The 24169-nt window shown below is 71.5% G+C and carries 19 protein-coding genes and 2 tRNA genes; 13 read left to right on the top strand and 8 right to left on the bottom strand.

Annotated elements, in window-relative coordinates:
- Positions 1 to 22: 22 nt before the first annotated feature.
- Positions 23 to 160: a 50S ribosomal protein L34 gene (gene rpmH, locus WIS52_RS12835; RefSeq protein WP_349298417.1), complete on the bottom strand. Its 138-nt coding sequence runs from the start codon at positions 158 to 160 to the stop codon at positions 23 to 25.
- Between the two features lie 545 nt (positions 161 to 705).
- Here rpmH and dnaA point away from each other — a divergent pair.
- The 11 genes from dnaA to WIS52_RS12780 all read left to right on the top strand — a co-directional run bounded on the left by dnaA (position 706) and on the right by WIS52_RS12780 (position 15806).
- Positions 706 to 2400, top strand: coding sequence for a chromosomal replication initiator protein DnaA (gene dnaA, locus WIS52_RS12830; RefSeq protein WP_349298416.1), 1695 nt, complete (start codon positions 706 to 708; stop codon positions 2398 to 2400).
- A 1407-nt stretch (positions 2401 to 3807) separates the two neighbouring features.
- On the top strand, positions 3808 to 4962 hold the full coding sequence (dnaN, locus tag WIS52_RS12825) for a DNA polymerase III subunit beta (protein WP_349298415.1): 1155 nt from the start codon (positions 3808 to 3810) through the stop codon (positions 4960 to 4962).
- A 109-nt stretch (positions 4963 to 5071) separates the two neighbouring features.
- Positions 5072 to 6022: a phosphogluconate dehydrogenase (NAD(+)-dependent, decarboxylating) gene (gene gnd / locus WIS52_RS12820; protein WP_349298414.1), complete on the top strand. Its 951-nt coding sequence runs from the start codon at positions 5072 to 5074 to the stop codon at positions 6020 to 6022.
- An 8-nt stretch (positions 6023 to 6030) separates the two neighbouring features.
- A complete protein-coding gene (gene recF, locus WIS52_RS12815) occupies positions 6031 to 7257 on the top strand; it encodes a DNA replication/repair protein RecF (RefSeq protein WP_349298413.1) in 1227 nt (408 codons plus the stop codon).
- Positions 7258 to 7329: 72 nt separating this feature from the next.
- Entirely contained in the window at positions 7330 to 8049 is a 720-nt protein-coding gene (locus WIS52_RS12810) for a DciA family protein (RefSeq protein WP_379610493.1), read from the top strand.
- Between the two features lie 486 nt (positions 8050 to 8535).
- Positions 8536 to 10611, top strand: coding sequence for a DNA topoisomerase (ATP-hydrolyzing) subunit B (gyrB, locus tag WIS52_RS12805; protein WP_349298412.1), 2076 nt, complete (start codon positions 8536 to 8538; stop codon positions 10609 to 10611).
- A 55-nt stretch (positions 10612 to 10666) separates the two neighbouring features.
- Positions 10667 to 14437 carry an intein-containing DNA gyrase subunit A gene (gene gyrA / locus WIS52_RS12800; RefSeq protein ID WP_349298411.1) on the top strand — a complete coding sequence of 1257 codons (3771 nt, stop codon included), beginning with the start codon at positions 10667 to 10669 and terminating at the stop codon, positions 14435 to 14437.
- A 121-nt stretch (positions 14438 to 14558) separates the two neighbouring features.
- A complete protein-coding gene (locus tag WIS52_RS12795) occupies positions 14559 to 15347 on the top strand; it encodes a DUF3566 domain-containing protein (protein ID WP_349298410.1) in 789 nt (262 codons plus the stop codon).
- Between the two features lie 127 nt (positions 15348 to 15474).
- A tRNA-Ile gene (locus tag WIS52_RS12790) sits at positions 15475 to 15548 on the top strand.
- Between the two features lie 37 nt (positions 15549 to 15585).
- Complete coding sequence (locus tag WIS52_RS12785) at positions 15586 to 15696, top strand: DLW-39 family protein (RefSeq protein WP_349298409.1); 111 nt, start codon at positions 15586 to 15588, stop codon at positions 15694 to 15696.
- A 34-nt stretch (positions 15697 to 15730) separates the two neighbouring features.
- Positions 15731 to 15806: transfer RNA gene (locus WIS52_RS12780), tRNA-Ala, on the top strand.
- Positions 15807 to 16004: 198 nt separating this feature from the next.
- Here the strand turns inward: WIS52_RS12780 and WIS52_RS12775 are convergent.
- Both WIS52_RS12775 and WIS52_RS12770 read right to left on the bottom strand, forming a co-directional pair.
- A complete protein-coding gene (locus WIS52_RS12775; RefSeq protein WP_349298408.1) occupies positions 16005 to 16412 on the bottom strand; it encodes a VOC family protein in 408 nt (135 codons plus the stop codon).
- Positions 16413 to 16423: 11 nt separating this feature from the next.
- Positions 16424 to 17800, bottom strand: a complete 1377-nt coding sequence (locus WIS52_RS12770; protein WP_349298407.1) for an NAD-dependent succinate-semialdehyde dehydrogenase — start codon at positions 17798 to 17800, stop codon at positions 16424 to 16426.
- Here WIS52_RS12770 and WIS52_RS12765 point away from each other — a divergent pair.
- Entirely contained in the window at positions 17772 to 18716 is a 945-nt protein-coding gene (locus tag WIS52_RS12765) for an ester cyclase (protein ID WP_349298406.1), read from the top strand. The two genes, WIS52_RS12770 and WIS52_RS12765, sit on opposite strands and share 29 nt — an antisense overlap.
- A gap of 88 nt (positions 18717 to 18804) precedes the next feature.
- The gene (locus WIS52_RS12760) at positions 18805 to 19242 is read left to right on the top strand and encodes a TIGR03618 family F420-dependent PPOX class oxidoreductase (RefSeq protein WP_349298405.1); all 438 of its coding nucleotides are present in this window, start codon (positions 18805 to 18807) and stop codon (positions 19240 to 19242) included.
- Positions 19243 to 19350: 108 nt separating this feature from the next.
- Here the strand turns inward: WIS52_RS12760 and WIS52_RS12755 are convergent, their stop codons facing one another.
- The 5 genes from WIS52_RS12755 to WIS52_RS12735 all read right to left on the bottom strand — a co-directional run bounded on the left by WIS52_RS12755 (position 19351) and on the right by WIS52_RS12735 (position 23779).
- The gene (locus tag WIS52_RS12755; RefSeq protein WP_349298454.1) at positions 19351 to 20076 is read right to left on the bottom strand and encodes a cation:proton antiporter domain-containing protein; all 726 of its coding nucleotides are present in this window, start codon (positions 20074 to 20076) and stop codon (positions 19351 to 19353) included.
- 150 nt (positions 20077 to 20226) lie between these two features.
- The gene (locus WIS52_RS12750; protein WP_349298404.1) at positions 20227 to 20385 is read right to left on the bottom strand and encodes a hypothetical protein; all 159 of its coding nucleotides are present in this window, start codon (positions 20383 to 20385) and stop codon (positions 20227 to 20229) included.
- Between the two features lie 273 nt (positions 20386 to 20658).
- Positions 20659 to 21252, bottom strand: a complete 594-nt coding sequence (locus tag WIS52_RS12745; protein WP_349298403.1) for a dihydrofolate reductase family protein — start codon at positions 21250 to 21252, stop codon at positions 20659 to 20661.
- A 74-nt stretch (positions 21253 to 21326) separates the two neighbouring features.
- Complete coding sequence (locus tag WIS52_RS12740) at positions 21327 to 22835, bottom strand: hypothetical protein (protein ID WP_349298402.1); 1509 nt, start codon at positions 22833 to 22835, stop codon at positions 21327 to 21329.
- Positions 22832 to 23779: a hypothetical protein gene (locus WIS52_RS12735; RefSeq protein ID WP_349298401.1), complete on the bottom strand. Its 948-nt coding sequence runs from the start codon at positions 23777 to 23779 to the stop codon at positions 22832 to 22834. The genes WIS52_RS12740 and WIS52_RS12735 overlap by 4 nt, the downstream gene beginning before the upstream one ends.
- Positions 23780 to 24169 lie beyond the last annotated feature (390 nt).

The raw sequence follows: 24169 nt of genomic DNA, 5'->3' as shown, positions 1-24169 counted from the left end.
CGGGCCGGTCGGGTGCCGGCCGTCAGGCCGAGAGCTTGCCGCGCCCCTTGCGGCGGCGCCCGGCGAGGATCGCGCGGCCGGCGCGGGTGCGCATGCGGAGGCGGAAACCGTGCGTGCGGGCCCGGCGGCGGTTGTTCGGCTGGAAAGTACGCTTGCTCACGGGTCGGCTCTCCTGATCGGCTCGCAGGCGTCTGCGACGCCGATGTCTCTACGGTCACGGGGTACGCGGGTCACCGGCCGTCCTCGGGGTTCCGCGGAGGCCTCCTCGGCGGGTCGGCCCCACAGATCCGGTGGCGGACGGGCGCGAGACGCCCCTCCTGACCAGTGTCCGGTGGTCAAGGGTACGCAGCGCTTTTCAGGACGGTCAAACCGCCCCCGGGCGCCCCACGGGCAGGTCCGCGTCGGCCCTGCTGCTAGCGTCCGCAGCTCCCCGCCTGATGACCGGCGGGAGTCACGAAGGTCCGCACCTCGACCGCGCCCGTGTCGCAGCCCCGCTGCGTGACGGGCGCAGACGCCTGCGTACCTTTACGCACAAGTGTGGACAACTCTGGGGATGCGCCACAGGGGGATCCGTGGCGGAACGTCCACGCCGACGCTCGTGCGCGCGGCACGACCTCCTCGGGAACGTGACAGAGTGACCCGGGCACCAGGGGGTATCACCGAGCCGGACACCACGGACGTCGGCCGAAGCGAGGGGGAGACGCGATGACCGACCAGCCGGGCGATCTCGGCCGGGTCTGGAACCGGGTCATCGCCGACCTGTCGGGTTCCTCGGCCGAGTCCGGGGCCCCCGCCCTCTCCCCGCAGCAGCGCGCCTTCCTCCGGCTGACCCGTCCGCTCGGGCTGCTGGACGGCACCGCCCTGCTGGCCGCGCCGAGCGAGTTCGCCAAGGACGCCATCGAGCGCATCCTGCGGCGGCCGATCAGTGAGGCGCTCGGCCGGCACCTTGGTGTCTCGGTGAACCTCGCGGTCGTCGTCGACGCCTCCGCGGCGTCCGGCGGGACCGAGGTCCCGGACCCGCCCGGCTTCGGGCTGTCCCGCGGCCTGTCGGCCGGCGACAGCGCCCGCGACACCGGGACCGCCGAGGCGGACGTCGTGACGGTCACCCCGGCACCGGCCGTCGACGGGGTCGACGCGGACGGCGCCGCCGACGGTGCGGAGCCCCCCGGGAACGCCGCGGGTGCGGGAACCGACGCGGCGTCCGCCGCGGACGTCGAGCCCGCACACGCCGCCCCGCCGCCGTCGAGCGCCGGAGGCTGGGCCCCGCTGCCGGAGTCGCCGTCGCGCGAGTCGCGGGACGGCGGCGGCACGGCCTGGCCCGCCTACACCGCCCCGCAGGCCGGCGACCCGGTCGCGCCACGGTCGCAGACCCGGCTCAACGAGCGCTACACCTTCGACACCTTCGTCATCGGGGCGTCGAACCGGTTCAGCCACGCCGCCGCCGTCGCCGTGTCCGAGGCACCGGCGCGGGCCTACAACCCGCTGTTCATCTGGGGCGAGTCCGGGCTGGGCAAGACCCACCTGCTGCACGCCGTCGGGCACTACGCGCAGCGGCTGTTCCCCGGGATGCGGGTCCGGTACGTCAGTACCGAGGAGTTCACGAACGACTTCATCAACTCCCTGCGCGACGACCGCAAGGTCGCCTTCCAGCGCCGCTACCGGGACGTCGACGTGCTGCTGGTCGACGACATCCAGTTCCTGGAGGGCAAGGAGGGGACCCAGGAGGAGTTCTTCCACACCTTCAACACCCTCCACAACGCGAACAAGCAGATCGTCGTCTCCTCCGACCGGCCGCCGAAGCGCCTCGAGACCCTCGAGGACCGGATGCGCACCCGGTTCGAGTGGGGCCTGATCACCGACATCCAGCCGCCCGAGCTCGAGACCCGGATCGCGATCCTGCGGAAGAAGGCCGCGCAGGACCGGCTCGCCGTCCCCGGTGAGGTCCTGGAGTTCATCGCGGAGCGGATCGAGCGCAACATCCGCGAGCTGGAGGGCGCGCTGATCCGGGTCACCGCGTTCGCGTCGCTGAACCGGCAGGCCGTCGACACCCAGCTCGCCGAGATCGTGCTGCGCGACCTCATCCCGGACTCGGCCGCGTCCGAGATCACCGCCCCGACGATCATGGCGGTGACCGCCGAGTTCTTCGGCGTGACGCTCGAGGACCTGTCCGGGCCCGGCAAGACCAAGGCGCTCGCCCAGGCCCGGCAGATCTCCATGTATCTGTGCCGCGAGCTGACCGACCTCTCGCTGCCGCGGATCGGGCAGACCTTCGGCGGGCGCGACCACACCACGGTCATGCACGCCGACAAGAAGATCCGCAACGAGATCTCGCTCCGTCGGAAGACCTTCGAGCAGGTGCAGGAGCTGACCGCGCGGATCAAGCTGCGCGCCCGCCACTGACCGCGCCGCCGGCACCGGATCAGCGAACGTTCGCCACGTCGTCCGAGACACACCACGCGGCCGGCGGGATAGCCAGCCGCACGCCGCTCGAGCCCCCGGACGCCGGGCACGGGCGCGGATCCCGCGCAGGCGACGTGCGCCATGGGGCATCGAGACCGTCGGCGGATCCTCGCGCGCGGGCCCACGGCCCGCAAGCAACGAGCCGTCCCCCTCCCGCCACCACCGCTCGGCACCTCACCGCCGAGGGGTACAGGAGGGCTGTCGACGACGCCCGAGACGGCCCTGACGTACCCCTCGAACCGGCGCCTCCCGGGTGGGATCCGGCCGCAGAACCCGGCTGCGGGCGTCGGCGTCGACCCACAGCGGCGCGCCCGCCGGGCCGACACGCAGCCCCCGGGCGCCACCGGCCCGCCGCCCGGCGCCGGATCCGGGCGTCGTCCCGGTGTGCCCCGACGACCGGGCGCCGGCCCGCTCACGGCCCGCACCGGTACCGATCCCGCAGCACCCACACGGGCAACGGCGCTGAGAGCGATTCTCCGGGCCGATCCGGCCGATCCCGGAGTGATCGATACCCCGGAGAAGGGCCCTCCGGCCCCGCGACGCCCGTCGGCACGCGATCCCGATCGGGTCCGGCCCGCGGATCTCCGCGTGTCGCTCCCACACCGTCCGTTCGGCGTCGGGTAATGGGCGCTCGGCGCAACGCCGCTCGCCGAGGTGATCAAGTCCGGCCGGGCGCCGGTCACTCTCCGTCGAGCTCGGTGTGACGTGTGAGACGTATGTGGGGTTCGGACGCCCTGGCGAGGGGGCATCGCCCGCTGGTCGCACATCACCCTGGGTCCACGATCCACCACGTTTCCACCCACATCTGGGGACAACTCTGTGGATGGATCGCGCGGAGCCCGTGGACGGATCGCCGGAGATCGGTGGACAACTCCCGTCCGAACCCGGGATGGACGGGGGACGAACGGGGTCCGACGACGTCCGTCCACCGCCCGGCGAAGCTGTCAACGGGTGCCCCCACCGCCACGTCCCCACCTGACGCGGCCTGCTGACCAGCACGGACGTCGTCCATCCACACCGTGCACAGGACCTATGACTACTGGTGTTTGTCTCTCTCTAGAAGTTCTTCCTCAAAACACCTGTGTGGAAGGGACCCGGACGGGGTGCCTCGAACCGGGCACACCGCGTCGACCCCACCGACCCGGCGGTGGTCCGGGGCGGCGTGGAAACTGTCGGTCGGAGGCTCTACCGTGAGCGTCCCGGCGAACCCGGATCCCGACCTCGTCCCGGCCGCCGCCCCCAGGGCGGTGCCACGACAGGTCGGGCCCCGGGCCGCCGGATCCACCGCCGTCCCGCCGGCGGACCGGCCGACCGGCCGGGCACCGGCGCTACCGGGGAAGGTCCTTGATGAAGTTCCGGGTCGAACGCGACGTCCTCGCGGACGCGGCCGCCTGGGTGGCGCGCAGCCTTCCGGCGCGCCCGCCGGTGCCCGTGCTCGGCGGTGTGCTCATCCAGTCCGACAGCGACTCGGGGGAGCGGCTGACCGTCTCCGGTTTCGACTACGAGACCTCGGCCCGGGTCGAGCTGGACGCGACGGTGGGGGAGCCCGGCCGCACGCTGGTGTCCGGGCGGCTGCTGGCCGACATCACCCGGGCGCTGCCGTCCAAGCCGGTCGACCTCGTCGTCGACGGCTCGCGGGCCACGATCAACTGCGGGAACAGCCGGTTCAGCCTCCCGACGATGCCGGTCGAGGACTACCCCCAGCTGCCCGACATGCCGCAGAAGGCCGGCTCGGTCGCGGCGGACGCGCTGGCCGGTGCGGTCGCCCAGGTGGCGGTCGCCTCCGGCCGGGACGACACGCTGCCGATGCTCACCGGCATCCGGCTGGAGATCGAGGGCTCGCAGCTCACGCTCGCGGCGACCGACCGGTTCCGGCTCGCCGTCCGGGAGATCGAGTGGGTGCCGGAGGACCCGTCGATCTCGACCGCGGTGCTGATCCCGGCCAAGACCCTCGCCGAGGTCGCCAAGACGCTCTCCGGTGCCGGCACCGTCGAGATCGCGCTGTCCGCCGGGGACGGGATGCTCGGCCTGACCGGTGGCGGCCGGCGCTCCACCAGCCGCCTGCTCGACGCCGAGTTCCCCCGGTTCCGCCAGCTGATCCCGGCCGAGCACACGACCGCGGTCGAGCTCGACGTGGCGATGCTGGTCGAGGCGATCAAGCGGGTGTCCCTGGTGGCCGACCGGGTCGCCCAGATCCGGCTGGAGTTCGGTGAGGACGGTCTGCGCCTGGCCGCCGGCGGCGACGACGTCGGGTCCGCCGAGGAGGAGCTGCCCTGCGCGCTGGACGGCAACCCGCTGACCATCGCGTTCAACCCCGGCTACCTTCTCGACGCGCTCGGTGCGCTGCACACCGACCGCGCGCAGCTGACCTTCACCACCCCGAACCGGCCCGCACTGGTCCGTCCGGTGCCGAAGCCGGCGACCGACGACGAGACCGACGCGCCGTCGCCGGAGAAGTCCGGCTACCTGCACCTGCTGATGCCGGTCCGCCTGCCCGGCTGAGCCGACCCCGCCGCGCGTAGGGCGGCGGCGGGTACCAGACTCCCGGGTGGACTGATCGACGAGTTCCGCGCCACCGCGATCGCCGGCGTCGGACGAAGGGGGCTTCGCTGTGCAGATCGGCCTGATCGGGCTCGGCCGAATGGGCGGGAACATGCGGGAACGCTTGCGTGCCGCGGGCCACGAGGTGGTCGGCTACGACCCCCGGCCCGACGTCAGCGACGTCGGCTCGCTGGACGAGCTGGCCGGTGCGCTGCAGGCGCCGCGCACCGTGTGGGTCATGGTCCCTTCCGGTGAGCCGACCCGGAGCACGATCTCCGGGCTCGCCGGCGCCCTGGAGGCGGGCGACCTGGTGATCGAGGGCGGGAACTCGCGCTACACCGACGACGGCCCGAACGCCGAGCTGCTCGAGACGCACGGCATCGGCTACGTCGACTGCGGTGTCTCCGGTGGCGTCTGGGGCAAGGACAACGGCTACGGCCTCATGGCGGGCGGCTCGGACGAGCACATCGCCCGCGCCATGCCGATCTTCGACGCGCTCCGCCCGGAGGGCCCCCGCGAGGAGGGCTTCGCGCACGCGGGCCCGGTCGGCGCCGGCCACTTCTCGAAGATGGTCCACAACGGCATCGAGTACGGGCTGATGCAGGCCTACGCCGAGGGCTTCGAGCTGATGCAGGCCAGCGAGCTCGTGACCGACGTGCCGGCGGTGGTCCAGGCCTGGTCGCGGGGCACCGTCGTCCGTTCGTGGCTGCTGGACCTGCTGGTCAACGCGCTGCGCGAGGACCCGGACCTGGCCGAGCTCGAGGGCTGGGTCGACGACTCGGGCGAGGGGCGGTGGACCATCGAGGAGGCGATCAGCCACGCGGTGCCGTTGCCGGTGATCTCCGCGGCGCTGTTCGCCCGGTTCTCCTCGCGACAGGACGAGTCGCCGGCGATGAAGGCGGTCGCCGCGCTGCGCCAGCAGTTCGGCGGGCACGCGGTGAAGGCCGCCGGGCCCGCCGGGGCGCCGGGCGACAAGGCGGGACCGACCTCGGGCACCGGGGCGGCCCGGCCGGGAGGCTGACTCAGACGGTGTACCTGCGGCGGTTCTCGGTCACCGACTTCCGTTCCTGGCCGGAGGCCGAGCTCGAACTCGATCCCGGGGTCACGGTGCTCGTCGGGTCCAACGGGGCCGGGAAGACGAACCTCGTGGAGGGGATCGGCTATCTCGCGACCCTCGGCTCGCACCGGGTGTCGTCGGACGCCCCGCTGATCCGGCGCGGTGCGGAGCAGGCACTGCTGCGCGGCGAGGTCCACCATCAGGGCCGCAAGCTCGGCGTCGAACTGGAGATCAACTCGGGCCGGCCGAACCGCGCCCGGGTGAACCGGTCGCCGGTGTCCCGGCCGCGCGACGTGCTCGGGATCCTGCGGAGCGTGCTGTTCGCCCCCGAGGACCTGTCGCTGGTCCGGGGTGACCCCTCCGAACGACGGCGGTTCCTCGACGAGCTGCTGGTCGCCCGCTTCCCCCGGTTCGCCGGGGTGCGGGCGGACTACGACAAGGTGCTCCGCCAGCGGTCGGCGCTGCTCAAGTCGGCGAAGCCCGCCCTGCGGGCCGGTTCGCGGGGGCGTGTCCGGCGGGCCGAGCCGGCCACGTCCTCCTCGGACGACCTGCCCGACGACCTGACCACCCTGGAGATCTGGGACGGCCACCTCGCCCGTACCGGTGCCGCGTTGCTGGCCGGCCGGCGCGAGCTGGTCGTCGCGCTCGCCCCGTACGCGCGCGAGGCGTTCGCCGAGATCGCGCCGTCGTCGGACGAGATCGGGCTGGACTACCGGTCCAGCCTCGGTACCGCGGGGGTGGCGGAGCTGCCGGCGACCACGGCCGAGCTGGAGGAGCGGCTGCTGACCCGGCTCGCCGAGGTCCGCGGCCAGGAGATCGAGCGCGGTGTCTGCCTGGTCGGGCCACATCGCGACGAGCTCGACCTCGCGCTCGGCGAGGGTCCCGCCAAGGGCTACGCCAGCCACGGCGAGTCGTGGGCGTTCGCGCTGGCGCTGCGGCTGGCGTCCTACCGTCTGCTGCACGCCGACGACGTCGAGCCGGTCCTGGTGCTCGACGACGTGTTCGCCGAGCTGGACGCGGCCCGGCGGCGCGCGCTCGCCGGGCTGGTCGCCGGGGCCGAGCAGGTCCTGGTCACCGCGGCGGTGGCCGAGGACGTGCCGCGCGAACTGGACGGGGTCCGGTTCGACGTCGCGGACCGCACCGTCCGGCGCGCCGGACGGGTCGCCGAGCCCGTGCCGGGCTCGGAGGAGGCACGATGAGCGATCGGACCGTCGGGACCGAGGTGGTGCCGGCGGGTATCGCGCGCATCACGGACACCTGGGGACAAGCCTGTGGATTCTGTGGATAACCCGGCATCGTCGGGGAACGGCCGCTCCCGCGCGACCGGTAACCGCCGGACAGGGCGCCGGGGCGCTGCGCAGGGGCGACCGGCGCCTGGGGACAGCCGGGCAGGCGACCGCGACGGGCCCGATCACGACCCGATCACGACGGGGGGAACGGCCGGCGGTCAGGGAGACCTCCTGGACGGTGAGCGCGCCGGCCTGCGTGGTGCCGACCTCGCCCGGGACGCGCTGAAGGCGGCCCGGGAGAAGACCGCGCGCCGGGCCGAGGAGCAGTCCCGGCAGGACCGCCCGAAGCTGCGGGTGGTGTCCGGGAAGGGCCGACGCCGGCGCTGGTCGGGGGCCGGGCCGGACGACCGCGACCCGCAGCCGTTCGGCCGAGTGGTGTCCCGGGTGTCGATGGACCGTGGCTGGTCGTCCCGGCTGACCGACGCGACGGTGCTGGGCCGGTGGCCGCAGCTCGTCGGGCCGGACGTCGCCGATCACTGCACCCCGGTGTCGCTGCGGGACGGCGAGCTGACACTGCAGGCCGAGTCGACGGCGTGGGCCACCCAGTTGCGTACCCTGCAACGCCAGCTGCTCACCCGGCTGGCCGCCGCAGTTGGCCCGGACGTGGTACGCCGCATCCGGGTGGTCGGGCCGAGCGGACCCAGCTGGCGGCACGGCCCGCGGCACGTCCGCGGACGCGGACCGCGCGACACCTACGGCTGAGCACGTCCCGCGTCCCGGCTCGTCCCACGAGCGGACCCTTCGTAGCAGCACGTGCCACGAAAGGTCCGTTCGTGACACGGGGAGGCGCGCCATGCGCTAGTCCGAACGGAGCAACTGGGTAGGAAATGGCGTGCTGCGACGTCGTGCCGCGCAGGAGGGCGCCGATCGGGTGGAGAGCCGAGCCTGGTGGCCCGGACGGCTCTACGTGGCGGTGAGCGCCGGATGACACGGCCATCGGACCGTTCGACCCCGCCGCCGCACGTTCGGTCCCACCTGGGAGGCCGTTCGCCCGTCTCCGACGATCCTGGGCGGGTCCTGACCGGCTTTCTGTCGGTGCCGCCAGGTAGAATCGTGGAGTGTTCCCGGGTGGCTCCCCCGCAATGACTGAGCCCCCGGTCGGTGGAACCGGATCCGTGTCCGCCGCGCTACTACGAGGCGCGCGCGTGAACGGGGTCCGGTTCACGTGGCGAGGAGAACCAGCAACCCGTGGCTCAGGACAAGGCAGCGCAGAAGAACGCCTACGGCGCGTCCTCCATCACGGTCCTCAAGGGCCTGGAGGCGGTCCGCAAGCGGCCCGGTATGTACATCGGTTCGACCGGTGAGCGAGGGCTGCACCACCTGATCTGGGAGGTGGTGGACAACGCCGTCGACGAGGCCATGGCCGGTCACGCGACCCGGGTCGAGGTGACCCTGCAGGCCGACGGCGGCATCCGGGTCGTCGACGACGGCCGCGGCATCCCGGTCGAGATGCACCCGGTGGAGAAGAAGCCGACCCTCGAGGTCGTCCTCACCAGCCTGCACGCCGGCGGCAAGTTCGACGACAAGTCGTACGCGGTCTCCGGTGGTCTGCACGGCGTCGGCGTCTCGGTGGTCAACGCGCTGTCCACCGCGCTCGAGGTCGAGGTGCACCGGGACGGCAAGGTCTGGCAGCAGCGCTACGAGTACGCCAAGCCCGGCGAGCTCGTCGAGGCCGGCTCCTCCAAGAAGCGCGGCACCACGATCACCTACTGGGCCGACCCGTCGATCTTCGAGACGACCAGCTACACGCTGGAGACGATCCGGCGCCGGCTGCAGGAGCAGACGTTCCTGAACAAGGGCCTGACCATGGTCCTGCGCGACGAGCGCCGGCCCGAGCGGCCGGCCGAGCTCCCGGCCACGGACGGGATCGACGCCGACGCCGACGAGGTGGACGGCGAGCAGATCGCGGCGGCCCCGGTCGCCGACGCCGACGAGGAGCCGGACGCCGAGGGCTTCGTCGGGAAGGTCAAGGAGTACGTCTTCCACTACCCGAACGGGCTGGAGGACTTCGTCGCGCACCTGAACAAGTCCAAGGACCCGATCCACCGCAAGATCGTCAGCTACGGGGGCGAGGGCCCCGGCCACCAGCTCGAGGTGGCGATGCAGTGGAACTCCGGCTACTCCGAGTCGGTCTACACCTTCGCGAACACGATCAACACGCACGAGGGCGGCACCCACGAGGAGGGCTTCCGGCACGCGCTGACCGCCACGGTCAACCGGTACGCCCGCGACAAGAAGCTGATCAAGGAGAAGGACCCGGCGCTGTCCGGGGACGACATCCGCGAGGGCCTGGCCGCGATCGTCTCGGTGAAGATCGCGGAGCCGCAGTTCGAGGGCCAGACCAAGACCAAGCTCGGCAACACCGAGGTCAAGTCGTTCGTCCAGCGCGTCTCCAACGAGTGGCTGGCCGACTGGTTCGAGCGCAACCCCACCGAGGCCAAGACGATCGTCAACAAGGCGGTCTCGTCGGCCCAGGCCCGGCTCGCCGCGCGTCGCGCCCGTGAGCTGGTCCGGCGCAAGAGCGCCGGTGACATCGGTGGCCTGCCCGGCAAGCTCTCGGACTGCCGGTCGCGCGACCCGGAGAGCTGCGAGCTCTACATCGTCGAGGGCGACTCGGCCGGCGGCTCGGCGAAGGCCGGCCGTGACTCGATGCACCAGGCGATCCTGCCGATCCGCGGCAAGATCATCAACGTCGAGAAGGCCCGGATCGACCGCGTCCTCAAGAACACCGAGGTCCAGTCGATCATCACCGCGATGGGCACCGGCATCCACGACGACTTCGACCTGGCCAAGCTGCGCTACCACAAGCTGGTGCTGATGGCCGACGCGGACGTCGACGGCCAGCACATCCGCACGCTGCTGCTCACGCTGCTGTTCCGGTTCATGCGCCCGCTGATCGAGCACGGGCACGTGTTCCTCGCCGCGCCGCCGCTCTACAAGCTCAAGTGGGGCGGCCGCGGGGCCGAGCCGGAGTACGCCTACTCCGACCGCGAGCGGGACGGCCTGATCGAGGCCGGCCGCGCGGCGGGCAAGAAGCTGCCCAAGGAAGAGGGCGTGCAGCGCTACAAGGGTCTCGGCGAGATGAACGCCAAGGAACTGTGGGAGACCACGATGGACCCGTCGCACCGGCTGCTCTACCAGGTGACCCTGGACGACGCGGCCACCGCCGACGAGCTGTTCTCCGTGCTCATGGGCGAGGACGTCGAGTCCCGCCGGTCCTTCATCACCCGCAACGCCAAGGACGTGCGTTTCCTGGACGTGTGATCCACACATCTGATCCAGACGGACGTATGACTGTGCTAGCGCACGAGGAGATTTCGTGACGGACACGATCGACCCGGCCGTCCCCACGGCCGGTGGCGGAGAGGGTGGCGGCCGGGTCGAACCGGTCGACATCCAGCAGGAGATGCAGCGCTCCTACATCGACTACGCGATGAGCGTCATCGTCGGGCGGGCGCTGCCGCTGGTGGAGGACGGTCTCAAGCCGGTCCACCGGCGCGTCCTGCACTCGATGGGGGAGAACGGCTTCCGGCCGGACCGGTCGTACGTGAAGTGCGCCCGCGTCGTCGGCGACGTGATGGGTAACTACCACCCGCACGGCGACTCGGCGATCTACGACGCCCTGGTCCGGCTCGCCCAGCCCTGGTCGATGCGCTACCCGCTGATCGACGGGCAGGGCAACTTCGGCTCGCGCGGCAACGACCCGGCCGCCGCGATGCGGTACTGCGTCACCGGGGACACCCGGATCCGGCTGTCCGACGGTGCGTCGCCGCGGATCGACGCGATCGTCCCGGACGCGCGTCCGCACTCGGACAACCCGATCGATCTCAAGGTCGCCGACCGCAGCGGTGACCCGGTGCGTGCGGAGATGTTGTTCCATTCGGGTACGCACCCGACACTGAAGGCGCGCACCGCCGAGGGCTTCGAACTGACCGGGACGCACAACCACCCGGTTCTCTGCCTCGTCGACGTCGCCGGAATCCCCACCCTGCTGTGGAAGCTCCTCGACGAGGTCCGGCCGGGTGACCGGGTCGCGCTGCAGCGCGTGCCCCACACCGAGACCGGCTGCTGGGACACCACCGAGGCGATGGAGTCCTTCCTGCTCGGGGCCTTCGTCAGCGAAGGGTTCGTCTCGGGGAGCCGCGCCGGCTTCAACAACATCGACCGCGAGTTCTTCGACCTGGTCGTGGACGCGTTCGACCACGTCGTCGGCGGACCGCGGTACGTCTCGTCGCGGACCATCGCGTCCGGGTCGGAGCTGCACGAGCTGGACATCCACGACCTGTCCGCGCTGCGGGCGAGTGCCCTGGGACAGGTGACGGGGCGCTCCGCGGCGAAGCACGTGCCGGAGAAGATCTGGTCGGGGAACCCGGCGGCCAAGCGCTTTTTCCTGCAGGCGCTGTTCGCCGGCGACGGATCGTGCTCGGCGCTACCGCGCAGCACGGTCCAGCTGTCCTACTCGACCCGCAGTGACCGGCTCGCCCGCGAGGTCCAGCAGCTGCTGCTGGAGTTCGGCGTGATCTCCCGGCGCTACCGGCACGCCACCGGTGAGCACAAGGTCGTCGTCACCAACCGGCGGGACGCCCGGCTGTTCCGGGACCGGATCGGCTTCCTCGGCGCCAAGCAGCAGAAGCTGGCCGCGATCCTCGGCGACGACGATGCGCGCAGCTCCGCGATGAGCAGCGACCACGTGCCCGGCCTCGCCGCCTTCCTGCGAACCCACGGCGCCACCTCTGCGGCCGACCGGGACTGGCTGAAGCGGCACAACATCGACCGGATCGAGCGATGGGAGCAGCGGGCCGAGGAGATCCTGGCCCACGTCGCCGATCCGGACGCGCGTGCGATCGCCGCCGAGCTGGCCGGCGGCCGCTTCTACTTCGCTCCGGTCGAGTCGGTCGTCGATGCCGGCGAGCAGGACGTCTACAGCGTGCGGGTCGACACGCTCGACCACTCGTTCATCACCGACGGCTTCGTCAGCCACAACACCGAATGCCGGCTCTCGCCGCTCGCCATGGCGATGCTGCAGGAGATCGACGAAGACACCGTCGACATGATCGACAACTACGACGGCAAGACCACCGAGCCGGTGGTCCTGCCGTCGCGGGTGCCGAACCTGCTGATCAACGGCAGCTCCGGCATCGCGGTCGGCATGGCGACGAACATCCCGCCGCACAACCTGCGGGAGGTCGGCGCCGGCATCGCCTGGGCCCTGGACAACCACGAGGCGACCGACGACGAGCTCCTCGACGCGCTCATGGAGCGCATCAAGGGCCCGGACTTCCCGACCAGCGGCCTGATCGTCGGCCGGGACGGCATCGAGTCCGCCTACCGGACCGGGCGCGGCTCGATCCGGATGCGTTCGGTCGTCGAGGTCGAGGACGACGCCAAGGGCCGGACCACCCTGGTGGTCACCGAGCTGCCCTACCTGGTCAACCCGGACAACCTCATCGAGTCGATCGCGGCCATGGTGCGCGACGGCAAGCTCGCCGGGATCTCCGAGATCGTCGACGAGTCGAGCGACCGGATCGGCATGCGGATCGTCGTCACGCTGAAGCGGGACGCGGTCGCCAAGGTCGTGCTGAACAACCTGTACAAGCACACCCAGCTGCAGCACAGCTTCGGCGTGAACATGCTGTCGATCGTCGACGGCGTGCCGCGCACGCTGCGCCTCGACCAGGTCGTGCGGCACTACGTCCGCCACCAGATCGAGGTCATCGTCCGGCGGACCCGCTACCGGCTGCGCAAGGCCGAGGAGCGGGCCCACATCCTGCGTGGTCTGGTCAAGGCGCTCGACGCGCTCGACGAGGTCATCGCCCTGATCCGGGGGTCGCAGACCGTCGAGATCGCCCGCACCGGCCTGATCCAGCTGCTCGACGTCGACGAGGAGCAGGCCCAGGCGATCCTGGACATGCAGCTCCGGCGGCTCGCCGCGCTGGAGCGGCAGAAGATCGTCGACCAGCTGGCCGAGATCGAGCTCGAGATCGCCGACTACCAGGACATCCTGGCCAAGCCCGAGCGGCAGCGGGCGATCGTCCGCGACGAGCTCGCCGAGATCGTCGAGCAGCACGGCGACGACCGTCGCACCCGGATCGTCGGCTACGACGGTGACGTCACCGACGAGGACCTCATCGCGGTCGAGGACGTCGTCGTCACGATCACCCGCACCGGCTACGCGAAGCGCACGAAGACCGACCTGTACCGGGCGCAGAAGCGCGGCGGGAAGGGCGTGCAGGGCGCGCAGCTGAAGCAGGACGACATCGTCAACCACTTCTTCGTGTGCTCCACGCACGACTGGATGCTGTTCTTCACCAACCGCGGGCGGGTCTACCGGCTCAAGGCCTACGAGCTGCCCGAGGCGAACCGGACGGCCCGGGGGCAGCACCTGGCGAACCTCCTGGCGCTGCAGCCGGACGAGGAGATCGCCCAGGTCATGCAGATCAAGGACTACCAGGCGCGGCCCTATCTCGTCCTCGCGACGCAGAAGGGGCTGGTGAAGAAGTCGCGGCTGTCGGACTTCGACTCCAACCGCTCCGGTGGCCTGATCGGCATCAACCTGCGGGACGACGACGAGCTCGTCGGCGCCGTCCTCTGCTCGGGCGACGACGACCTGCTGCTGGTCTCGGCCGAGGGACAGTCGATCCGGTTCACCGCGACCGACGACGCGCTGCGCCCGATGGGCCGCGCCACCTCGGGTGTGCTGGGGATGCGGTTCAACGAGGGCGACAAGCTGCTCGCGCTCGGTGTCATCCGGCCGGACACCTTCCTGCTCGTGGCGACCGCCGGGGGCTACGCGAAGCGCACCCCGATCGAGGACTACCCGGTCCAGGGTCGTGGCGGCAAGGGAGTGTTGACCCTCCAGTACGACCGCCGGCGTGGCACGCTGGTCGGTGCACTCATCGTCGGGATCGACGACGAGCTGTACGCGATCACCTCCAACGGCGGGGTCATCCGGACCTCGGCCCGCGAGGTGCGGAAGGCCGGCCGGCAGACGAAGGGGGTCCGCCTGATGAACCTGGGCGAGAACTCCACGCTGCTGGCGGTCGCCCGCAACGCGGAGGAGACCGAGGAGGACCCGGGCCAGCAGGCGTAGGTCGTCACCGGGCGGCCGGCCCTCATGGGCCGGCCGCCCGTGGCACACCTCGCGGCCCGGATCGTCCGCAGCCACAGGGTCAGGGTCCACACAGCGTCGAGAAGCGAGGAGAGCTCCGCCCGTGAGCACCGACGACCGCACCCCGTCGCCGGGCGACGGCCGCACCGTCGCCACCGATGCCGACCAGCCGGACGCCCCACCGGCCGCGCCGTCGTCGCCCGAGGTTCCGCCCAGCCCGACGCCCCGGAACTCCGAGCCGGCCACCGAGTTCGTGACCGCCCCCGTCGCCGAGGAGCCGGTCGCGGACCCGGCAGGGGCCTCTCCGCCGCCGTGGCGCCGGGTCCCGGAGGGTCGTGACGAGCTCGCCGACGAGCCGCCGGTGGACCACGACCCCCGCCCCACGGTCGCGGACTCGCTGCTGAGCGAGGCCCCGACGGCGTTCCTCACCGCCCCCGGCGCCGGTGCCGCGGCGTCCGCGACGGCGGTGCGCGAGCCCGAGCAGCGCGGGGGCGCCGCCGAGACCCCACGGGCCTCGGTCCGCAACCGCCCGCCCCGCCAGGCGCTGCTGCAGCTCAAGCGGCTGGACCCCTGGTCGGTGCTGAAGATGGCGCTGGCCCTGGCGGTCGTGCTCTGGCTGGTCTGGATGGTCGCGGCCGGCGTGCTGTACGGCGTGCTCGGCGGTATGGGCGTCTGGGACCGGCTGAACGGCACCTACGCCGACCTGGTCACCGGCCAGCAGGAGGGCGGCGGTGCGCTGATCAGCGCCGGCCGGGTCTTCGGCCTGGCCGCGGTCGTCGGCGCGGTCAACAGCCTGCTGTTCGCCGTCGCCATCACGATCGTCGCCTTCGTCTACAACGTCGCCGCGGACCTCGTCGGCGGCGTCGAGGTGACCCTCTCCGAGCGCGACTAGGCGCTGCGCACCCGTGAGTACTTTTCGTGGTCCTGACCCCGAAAACCACTCACGGGTGGCGCAGCCGCCGGGACCCCCCCCGGGGTCGGGGCCGCCGACCCGTGGGGTAGTGTTCTCCCTGTTGCCCGGGCCTATAGCTCAGTTGGTTAGAGCGCATCGCTGATAACGATGAGGTCGCTGGTTCAAATCCAGCTAGGCCCACCCTTCCCCCTCCGAAGTCCTCGTGAGGAGATCATTCGTGAAGAAGCTGTTCGTCCTGGCGCTCGTGGCCGGTGCCGCTTACGTCGGCTGGTCGCGACTGCGTGGCGTCGGCTCCGACGACCTCTGGCACGAGGCCACCACCCGCTGACGCCGTTCGCCCGGGTACCGTGACCGGTGCCGACGGGGACGTAGCTCAATTGGCAGAGCACCGCCTTTGCAAGGCGGGGGTTAGGGGTTCGATTCCCCTCGTCTCCACCATCGCTGACGTGTACGGCCGAACAGCGGCGAGCCGAGACTCGAGTTGATCGGCTGCTCGGTCATGGCTCGTCGACTACCCGGGTCGGGCCGGCCCAACCGCGCCGACCACGCCGCCGGGCGGCCGTGAGGAGACGCGGCCGTGAGGAGACATCGACGTCGAGCTGACTGCCGCGCTGGGCCGACCCGGCGCCGGATGGCTCATGGTGTGGGCAGCCAGATCTCCCACGCGATGTCGTCCGGGTCGCCGAACGACACGAACTCGGCGTATCCCGCGTCGCGCACCGGGGAGTGCTCGACGCCATGCGCGTCGAGGTGGGTCACCCACGCGTCCAGCATCGCCCGGTCGACCACCGCGACCGCGAGGTGGTCGAGCCCGGTGCGCTGCGGGTCGAACCGGTCGTTCGAGCGCTCGTAGGGCTCGTGGATCCCGAGAACGAGTCCGGAGTCCGGGTGGCGGATGAGCTGGCGCGGGTGCCGTGCCTCGGGCGGCCCCTCGTGTCGCTCGCTCGCCTGCTCGAACCCCAGGACACGCTCGTAGAACGCCACGCTCGCCGCCATGTCGCGCACGACGAGCGCGACGTGGGCGACCTGCGTGAAGGTGGGCATACCGATCCCGGTCACTGGATCCACACCGTCTTGGCGTTCACGAACGTCCGCGTGCCGAAGCTCGCGAGCTCGCGGCCATAGCCCGAGTTCTTGGCCCCGCCGAAGGGGACCTCGGGTGTCGAGGCGGTGATCTTGTTGATGTTCATCATGCCGGTCTCGACCTCGTCGACCAGGCGCTCCGCCTCGCTCGCGTCCTGGGTCCAGGCGCTCCCGCCGAGGCCGAAGCTCGAGTCGTTGGCGATCGCGATCGCCTCGTCGATGTCCGTCGCCCGGAACAGGAGCGCGACTGGGCCGAAGAGCTCCTCGTAGTAGGCCGGCGCCTCCTTCGGGATGTCCGCGAGCACCGATGGCGGGTAGAAGTTGCCTGTGCCGCCCAGGGGCGTGCCTCCGGTCAGCAGCGTCGCGCCCGCGGCCACCGATTCCCTTACCTGCCGATCGAGCTCGTCGAGGCCCTGCGGTCCCGACAGCGGCCCGAGATCGGTGTCCTCGGCCATCGGGTCGCCGACCTTCAGCGCCTCCATCTTCTCCACGAGGAGTCGCTGGAACTCGTCGGCGACCTGTTCGTGGACGATGATCCGCTTGGCGTTGATGCAGGACTGGCCGTTGTTGAGGGTGCGCGACGCGACGGCCTGGTCGGCGGTGGCGTCCAGGTCGGCCGAGGGCATCACGATGAAGGCGTCGCTCCCGCCGAGCTCGAGCACGCTCGTCTTGACGTTCTTCCCGGCGCGGGCGCCGACCTCGCGTCCGGCGGGCTCGCTGCCGGTGAGGGTGACGGCACGCACGCGGTCGTCGTCGACCATGGACTCGATCATCGAGGAACCGATGAGCAGCGTCTGGAACACGTCGCGCGGGAAACCGGCACGCATCAGCACCTCCTCGATGGCCAGCCCGACCTGGGGCACGTTCGAGGCGTGCTTGAGCAGGCCGACGTTGCCGGCCATCAGGGCCGGGCACAGGAAGCGGAACACCTGCCAGTAGGGGAAGTTCCACGGCATGATCGCCAGAACCGGACCCAGCGGCTGGTACCGGGTGAAGACCCGGGCGTTCGACGGCGCGTCCGCGGGATCCCACGGGTGGTCGGCGAGGTGCTCGGCGGCGTGGTCGGCGTACCAGCGGCACCCGAGCGCGCACTTGGCGACCTCCGCCTTCGCCGCGGCAAGGGTCTTGCCCATCTCCAGGGTCGCGAGCTCGGCCAGGCGGTCGGTCTCGGCGTCGAGGATGTCGGCGGCGGTGCGCATCCACCCGGACCGCTGCTCGAACGTCGTGGCACGGTAGTTCTGGAACGCGTCCCAGGACCGCTGCATCCTGTCCTCCAGCTCCTGCCGGGTGAGGGAGTCGAACTCCTGGACGGTCTCCCCGGTGGCGGGATTCGTCGTCGCGATGGCCATACCGCCCGGCCTACCCTCCCCACCGAACCGCACACGCCAACGACAGCTGGACGGGCCTCGCGACCATCCCGTCGAGGTCATCACCACCCTGCAGTGCGCGGGCAACCGCCGCGCCGGGCTGATGGCCCACCGCGACATCCCCGGCCAGCACCCCTGGGGGCCGGGCGCAACCTCCACCGCCCGCCGGCGCGGGGTGCGTCCGGCCGACGTCCTCGCCGCCGTCGGGATCGCCCTCGGCGCTGTTGCGCTCACGCCCGGACGGATCCACATCACCGCTCGCGCCTGGGACAACACCGCCGCCGTGCAACCCGAGTACCCCGCCACCGTGTGGAACCCCAAGGGCTACGTCAAGAACTCCTGGCCGACGATCACCGTCACCGCAGGCCACGACCCCGAGCTCCCCGAAACGGCCATGTTTCACGACGTGCGCTGCGGGCATTCGCCGATCATGTCCAAAGAACAGAACATCGCCACGCAGGAAAGGGCCGCAGCCCATATCAACGCCGGAGAGATCGATGCCGCCATGGATACGCTGTTCGCCGTCGACGCGGTGGACCATGACCCGGCCCCCGGCCAGGGCCCGGGCCGGGAGGGCTTCCGTGGCTTCTTCCGGACACTGACGACGGCGTTCCCGGACGCGCACCTCGAGCCGCAGACGATGGTCGTCGACGACGAGAACGTCGCTTTCGCCTACACCCTCACGGGCACCCACAACGGTGAGTTCAACGGGGTGTCGGCCACAGGCAGACGCATCGAGGTACGCGGTCTGCAGATCGGCCGCTTCGAGAACGGGCAGATCGTCGAGCGTTGGGTCGCCACCGACGAAGCCACCATCATGTCGCAGATCGGAGCGGGCCCCGACGACCAGCGCCGTGAGCCCGGCCCGGTCGACAAGGTGAAGAACGCCCTGAGCTGATCGCCCGAATCGTCCGGCGACCCCACGGCGAGCCTGTCGCGGGGTCGTCGTCATCACACGGTTCCCACCACCTGCCGAAGGAGACTTCATGCCGGCCGAGACGACCGACGGGCCCGACCTCCACCCGATGACCGAGAAGCTGGCGACGGCTGCGAACTTCGCCTCGGTCGCCACGGTGCTGCCGAGCGGCCGTATCCAGAACCAGACCATCTGGGTACACGTGCAGGACGGCAAGATCGTCCTGAACACCGAGACGCACCGCGTGAAGCACCACAACATCACCCGCGACCAGCGGGTCACGGTGCTGATCCGCGACGAGGCCGACCCCTACCGCTATGCGGAGGTCCGGGGACGGATCACCGACACGACGACCGGGCAGCGGGCCCGCGACCACGTGGACCAGCTCGCGCAGAAGTACACCGGGAAGGACTACCCGCCGGAGGCGATCAAGTCCGAGCGTGTGATCTGGTGGATCACGCCGGAGCGCCAGACCGTGATCGACCAGACCAACGGTGTCGCCGACTGATCCGAGGTTCAGCGACATCAGGCCGGTGCGGCGCCCGCGAACTCGGTCCAGCAGAGGCGGTGGGGTCGGGGTACGACAGCCGGGGCAGTGGCTTGGTCAGTCGTTACTTCACCGTTCCGGTTCATCCGGCAGGCTCGGCCATCGGGCCGCGATGTAGCCCGCGGTCAACCCGTGCAGGACGACGCTCAAGCTCACGGTCACCACGACGACCTCACCGACGAGGTCGGCGGCCTCGGTCAGCCCGTGCGCGTGCAGTTCCTCGATAGCGATCAGTCCGAACAGGATCGAGGCCAGGCCACGCGGTCCGATCCAGCCCAGGAACAGCACTTCGCGGGTGCCGAGTCCGGAGCCTGCCAGTGCCAGCACCACCGGGACAACGCGGACGACCGTCAGCGCGAGCACCCCGTACGCCGGAACGCTCCAGGACATCCCCCGCTCGACGACGGCCGGGACCAGCGATCCGAACACGAACCACACCGCGGCGGACACCACCGTGCCGACGTCGTTCGTCAGCTGCAGCCGTTCTTCGGCGACCTCCTCCCGACCCATCGTGCCCGCGGCGATACCTGCCACGAATGCGGCGATGAACCCGTTGCCGCCCAGCGCCGTCGCGGTCAGGTAGGTGAGCACCGGCAGGACCAGGACGGCGAGCCGTTCGCCCGCGGCGCCACTCCATCGGGTGCGCCTCGCAAGTACGAGCAGCAGTGCTCCGTCGCCGCCGAGCACCACGCGCACAGCCACGCCGACGGCAATCTCGACCAGTGCATGGACCAGCGGTGCCCCGTAGCCGGTCGGCGCCCCGCCGGCCACCGCGCCGACGATGAAGAAGAGCACCAACTGGCGGCCACTGACGCAAGCAAAGGTGTGGGTGGTCAGCGAACGGGAGCACGAATCGTGACTGACGCGGTCAGTGCAGATGTCGCGATCAAGAGCATCCCGTGTGTGAGGCCGCCCACCCGCATGCGCGCGGCTCTCTGAACCTGGCTACGCGCGGACCGCGCTGGTCATGTGGCATCTGGCCGCGAGCATGGGACCGCAGAGGAAGCCGTCGGTCCGATCGGCGGCGGACAGTACCGGAGCGCCGTGGCGCAGCAGCCGGTGCAGAAGGTCGTTGTGCACCGTGCTGGACGCGACGCTGCTCACCTGTGCCTACTGCTGCCCGTAGCGGTCGTGCTGTTCGGCCTCGCGCTGCCCCGCGACCTGAGTCCCGTGCTGCTGCGCCGGGGCGTCGTCACCGTCGGCAGTGCGGGCATCGCCGGTGCCGGTGTCGCCGCGACAACGGTGCCGTCCGCCCTCGTCGCGGTCGGCATCCTCGGCACGCTGCCTTTCACCTGGTTACCGGGGTCCGCTGGTTCCGACTGTCTCGAAGCAGAACACCGTCGTCGGGGCCGCGACGGGCCGCCGGGGTATACCGCCTCAGTGCCGGCTGACGTGCCGCGTGGGGCGGTAGACCAGCTCCTGGATGTCGCGGTCGAGCGTCCGGTGCTCGAGCAGTTCGAGGTCGAAGTCGTCCGCGCCGCCGAGGACCCGGTCCGTCCCGGTCTTTCCGGTGATCACCGGGAAGACCGTCATCTGGATGCGGTCGACGAGGCCGGCCGCCATGAGCGCCCAGTTCAGCGACAGGCTGCCGTGCGAGCGCAGCGGCACCGGGGACTCCTCCTTGAGCCGGGCGACGATCTCCACGGCGTCGCCGGTCACGACGGTCGCGTCCGGCCAGTCGAGCGGACCCTCCAACGTGGACGACACCACCGTCGCGGGCATGGAGCGCATCCGGGTCACCCAGGGATCGCGGACGTCGGAGTCCTCGGTGCTCGCGGCGAGCATGTCCACGAACTGGCGGAACGTGGTGGCTCCGAAGACCATCCGGTGCTCGGTGTCGAACGAGGCGAGGCGATGGTCGAGGAGCTCGGGCCCCTGTTTGCCCCAGTAGCCACCCCAGTCCCCGGGCTCGTCGTAGGAGCCGTAGCCGTCGAGGCTGGCGAAGACGTCGAAGGTGTACGTGGCGGTCATGGCGACCTCCCGGTGCTGGCCGACCGGCCCGATGCCGGTCTCGTGGCCAGGAAGACCCGGTCAGCCGCGGGGACTCATCGGTCCGGCGCCGGTCCGGAGTTCACCGGGCGCGCCTTCACCGGGGAGAGCGGGACCCAGTTCGCCGACAGGGACAGCGACGTCAGGGGATCCGCCATCCAGGCGTCGAACTCGTCGACGCGGACGAACAGCGGCATGCCGTCGGTCTGCCTGGCGAGGTTCACGAGCTCGGCGAGTCCCGTCGCCGGGTCGTCGACGATGCCGGTCCAGAGCGCGTGGTCGACCAGGGGGACGACGGTCGTGCCCACAGAGGCGTCGATCTGTTCGCTGAGTTCCGCTCCTGTCGCGCTCAGGAGCAGCGCCGTCTCCAGGGCTGCGCCGGCCTCGGCCTCCAGCAGTTCGAGTGCGACGCCGTCCGAGTCGTCCGAGCGCAGCGCCTCGATGGCGAGCTGGAGCCCCTGCACGATCAGCGTGGCGGAGAGCTGCCCGACGAAGCCGCCGACGAGGGCTCCGAGCGCCGGGACCGGGAGAACGGTCTGTCCGACCGCCCCGCCGGCCCAGGCCATGCCTGCCTGGAACGTGACCTCGCCGCCGGCCGCGGCGAACTCCGCGGAGTCGATGTCGCCGCGGGCCAGGGAGATCGCGGCCTCGGACACACCGAGGACCGCGGAGGCGACCGCGCCGGGAAGGCCCCCGCCGGTGAGCGGGGCGGGAACCCTCGCCGTTCGCAGCGCGACCCGCGCCGCGGTTCCCAGGCCCGCGAGGGTTCCGGAACGTACGGCGCTGCGCGCGGCGGCGCCGGCGGCCGTACACGCGGCTTCCGCCGCCGTCGTCTCGCCGGCGCGCACGCGCGCGGTCTCCCGGACGAGAGCCACGGCGCCGGTCAGCCCGCCGCCCAGCGCGGCGCCGGTGGCCGCGGCGGCGAGGATCTCCCCGCCGGCCGCGCGGGCCGCCAGTCGGTCGCCCCACCGTGCGACGTCCCCGGCCGCCCGGTGGACCTCACTCGTCGAGACCCGGGCGCTGCGGACGTCACCGTGCGAGACGGTGTCCGAGAGATGGGTCCGGACGTCGGCGTAGTCGGCCTGGTAGATGCCGTCGGGATCACGAGGCAGTGCCTTGTCCAGGACCCGCTCGATCTGCTCGCGCCGGTCCTCGGCGACCAGCCGTCCCATGCCGCGGTACTTCGGCCGCGCCAGTGCGCGTGTGGCGGCGACCGCGCAGCCGTAGAGCTTGGCCTGGACCTCGTCCAGGACACGACCCTGATCGACGATGCGCAGGTCCGCGGCCGCGGTCGGCTCACCGCACGCCGCGGTGACCTCGACGCGGACGGACGCGCCCTTGCGGATGGCGTCGACGTTGAAGGAGTGCTTGTGCCACAGCTCGAAGAGGTGCCCGGCCCGGTGCTCGAGACGATGACGCCCGAACCTCGTGGCGATCGCCGCCGCGAGGTCACGGGTGTCGAAGGCCTCGGTCGTCCGGGCCGCCAGCGGACGTGTGACGGCGTCGACGACGACCCGAACGGCTGCGTCCGAGCCCGCCCGTGACCGCCGGCCCCGCGTACTCATGCCGCGGATCCCACGCCATCGGTCTCGTAGGTGACGGTGAGATCGGCGATCACCTGACGAGCCTCGTCGACGGTGCGACGAGAGCAGGTGCTGACGGAACCGGACCCGTCCGCGGGGGAAGTGGCCATGACGGTCGTCGCGGTCGACACGAGCCGGACGAGCTCCATCACGGACTCCCGGTCCGTGCTCGGGTAGGTGGCGAAGTCCCGGTCGCGGGCGACGAGCGCGGCGAAGCCGTCGAGTCTGCGCGTGACGTGGTCCTGGAGCTCGGCCAGCACCGTCCGCAGGAGCATGCTGCGCTCCACGACGGCCTCGCACCGCTGTTCCTCACGGGACAGCTCCGACTCCTGCTCGGTGAGTCGCGCGGCGGCGGCGCGTTGGTCGCGGACGTCGCGCCGGCCCTTCCACGCCACGTATCCCGTCCCGGCGAGGACGGCGGGCGCGGCGACCAGTCCGGTGAGGACCATCGTGCCGGCCGCGATCCCGCCGCCACCGGCGGCGAGCGTTCCGCCACCGAGCCAGGCGAGCGTCGCGTTCGACGCGGCCGCGCCGGACAACGAGGCGATCGGGGTACCCGTCGAAGCGGCGGCGAAGGCCCCGACGCCGGCGTAGGCGGCGGACCCCGCACCGGCTCCGAAGGCTGCCCCACTCGCGGTCGCCGCCAGTCCGTGGAGTCCGGAGACACGGGCGCCGGGCGAGCCCGCCACCGCAGTGGTCCGGACCGGGCCCGGCAGGCTGATCCGATCGAGGTCGCTCAGCTCGACGTTCTTGAGCTGGAGGAAGACCTCGCAGAACGGCACGAGAGCGGAGTAGTAGATGTTCATCCGCCGGAGGTCGTGCGCGTCGGTCTCGAGATCGACCCGTGCAGCGAGAGCCGTGTAGCGTGCGTCGAGCCGCAGCGCCCGGGCCCGGTTCTCCCTGCTCAACCGGGCCGCTTCGATCATCGATATCCGCACCGCTCATGCCTCCGCTCGACCTACTGATCACCAGATCGTGGGTACGAACGGGGGTGTTGCAGACACTCGCCGGTCGTACCCAGGAGTGATGAGGTGGCGCGTCACGACACCGTGAGCGCCGCCAGGTCGAACGCGCGGGGCGGACCGGTGAGGGCGGTCTTCGCCGCTCTGCCGGTCGAGGATCTCGACCTCCCCGGCCTCGATGCCGTCCAGCGCGAGCCGTGTGAGCTCGGTGGCCGGCCAGCTCCAGCCGGACGCCGTTCGTCAGGCCCCATTCGGCGGACTTGGCCGCGGCCAGCGCAGTGTCGGACTCGATGCTGGTCCACGCCGTGAGCGACAGGACCCTCTCACACGGCGCAGCCAGGATCGGCTGCGAAT

This window comes from Pseudonocardia nematodicida (assembly GCF_040105385.1).
Classification (GTDB): domain Bacteria; phylum Actinomycetota; class Actinomycetes; order Mycobacteriales; family Pseudonocardiaceae; genus Pseudonocardia; species Pseudonocardia nematodicida.
The sequence above is the reverse complement of the archived record's forward strand: the minus strand, read 5'-3'. Positions and strand labels throughout refer to the sequence as shown.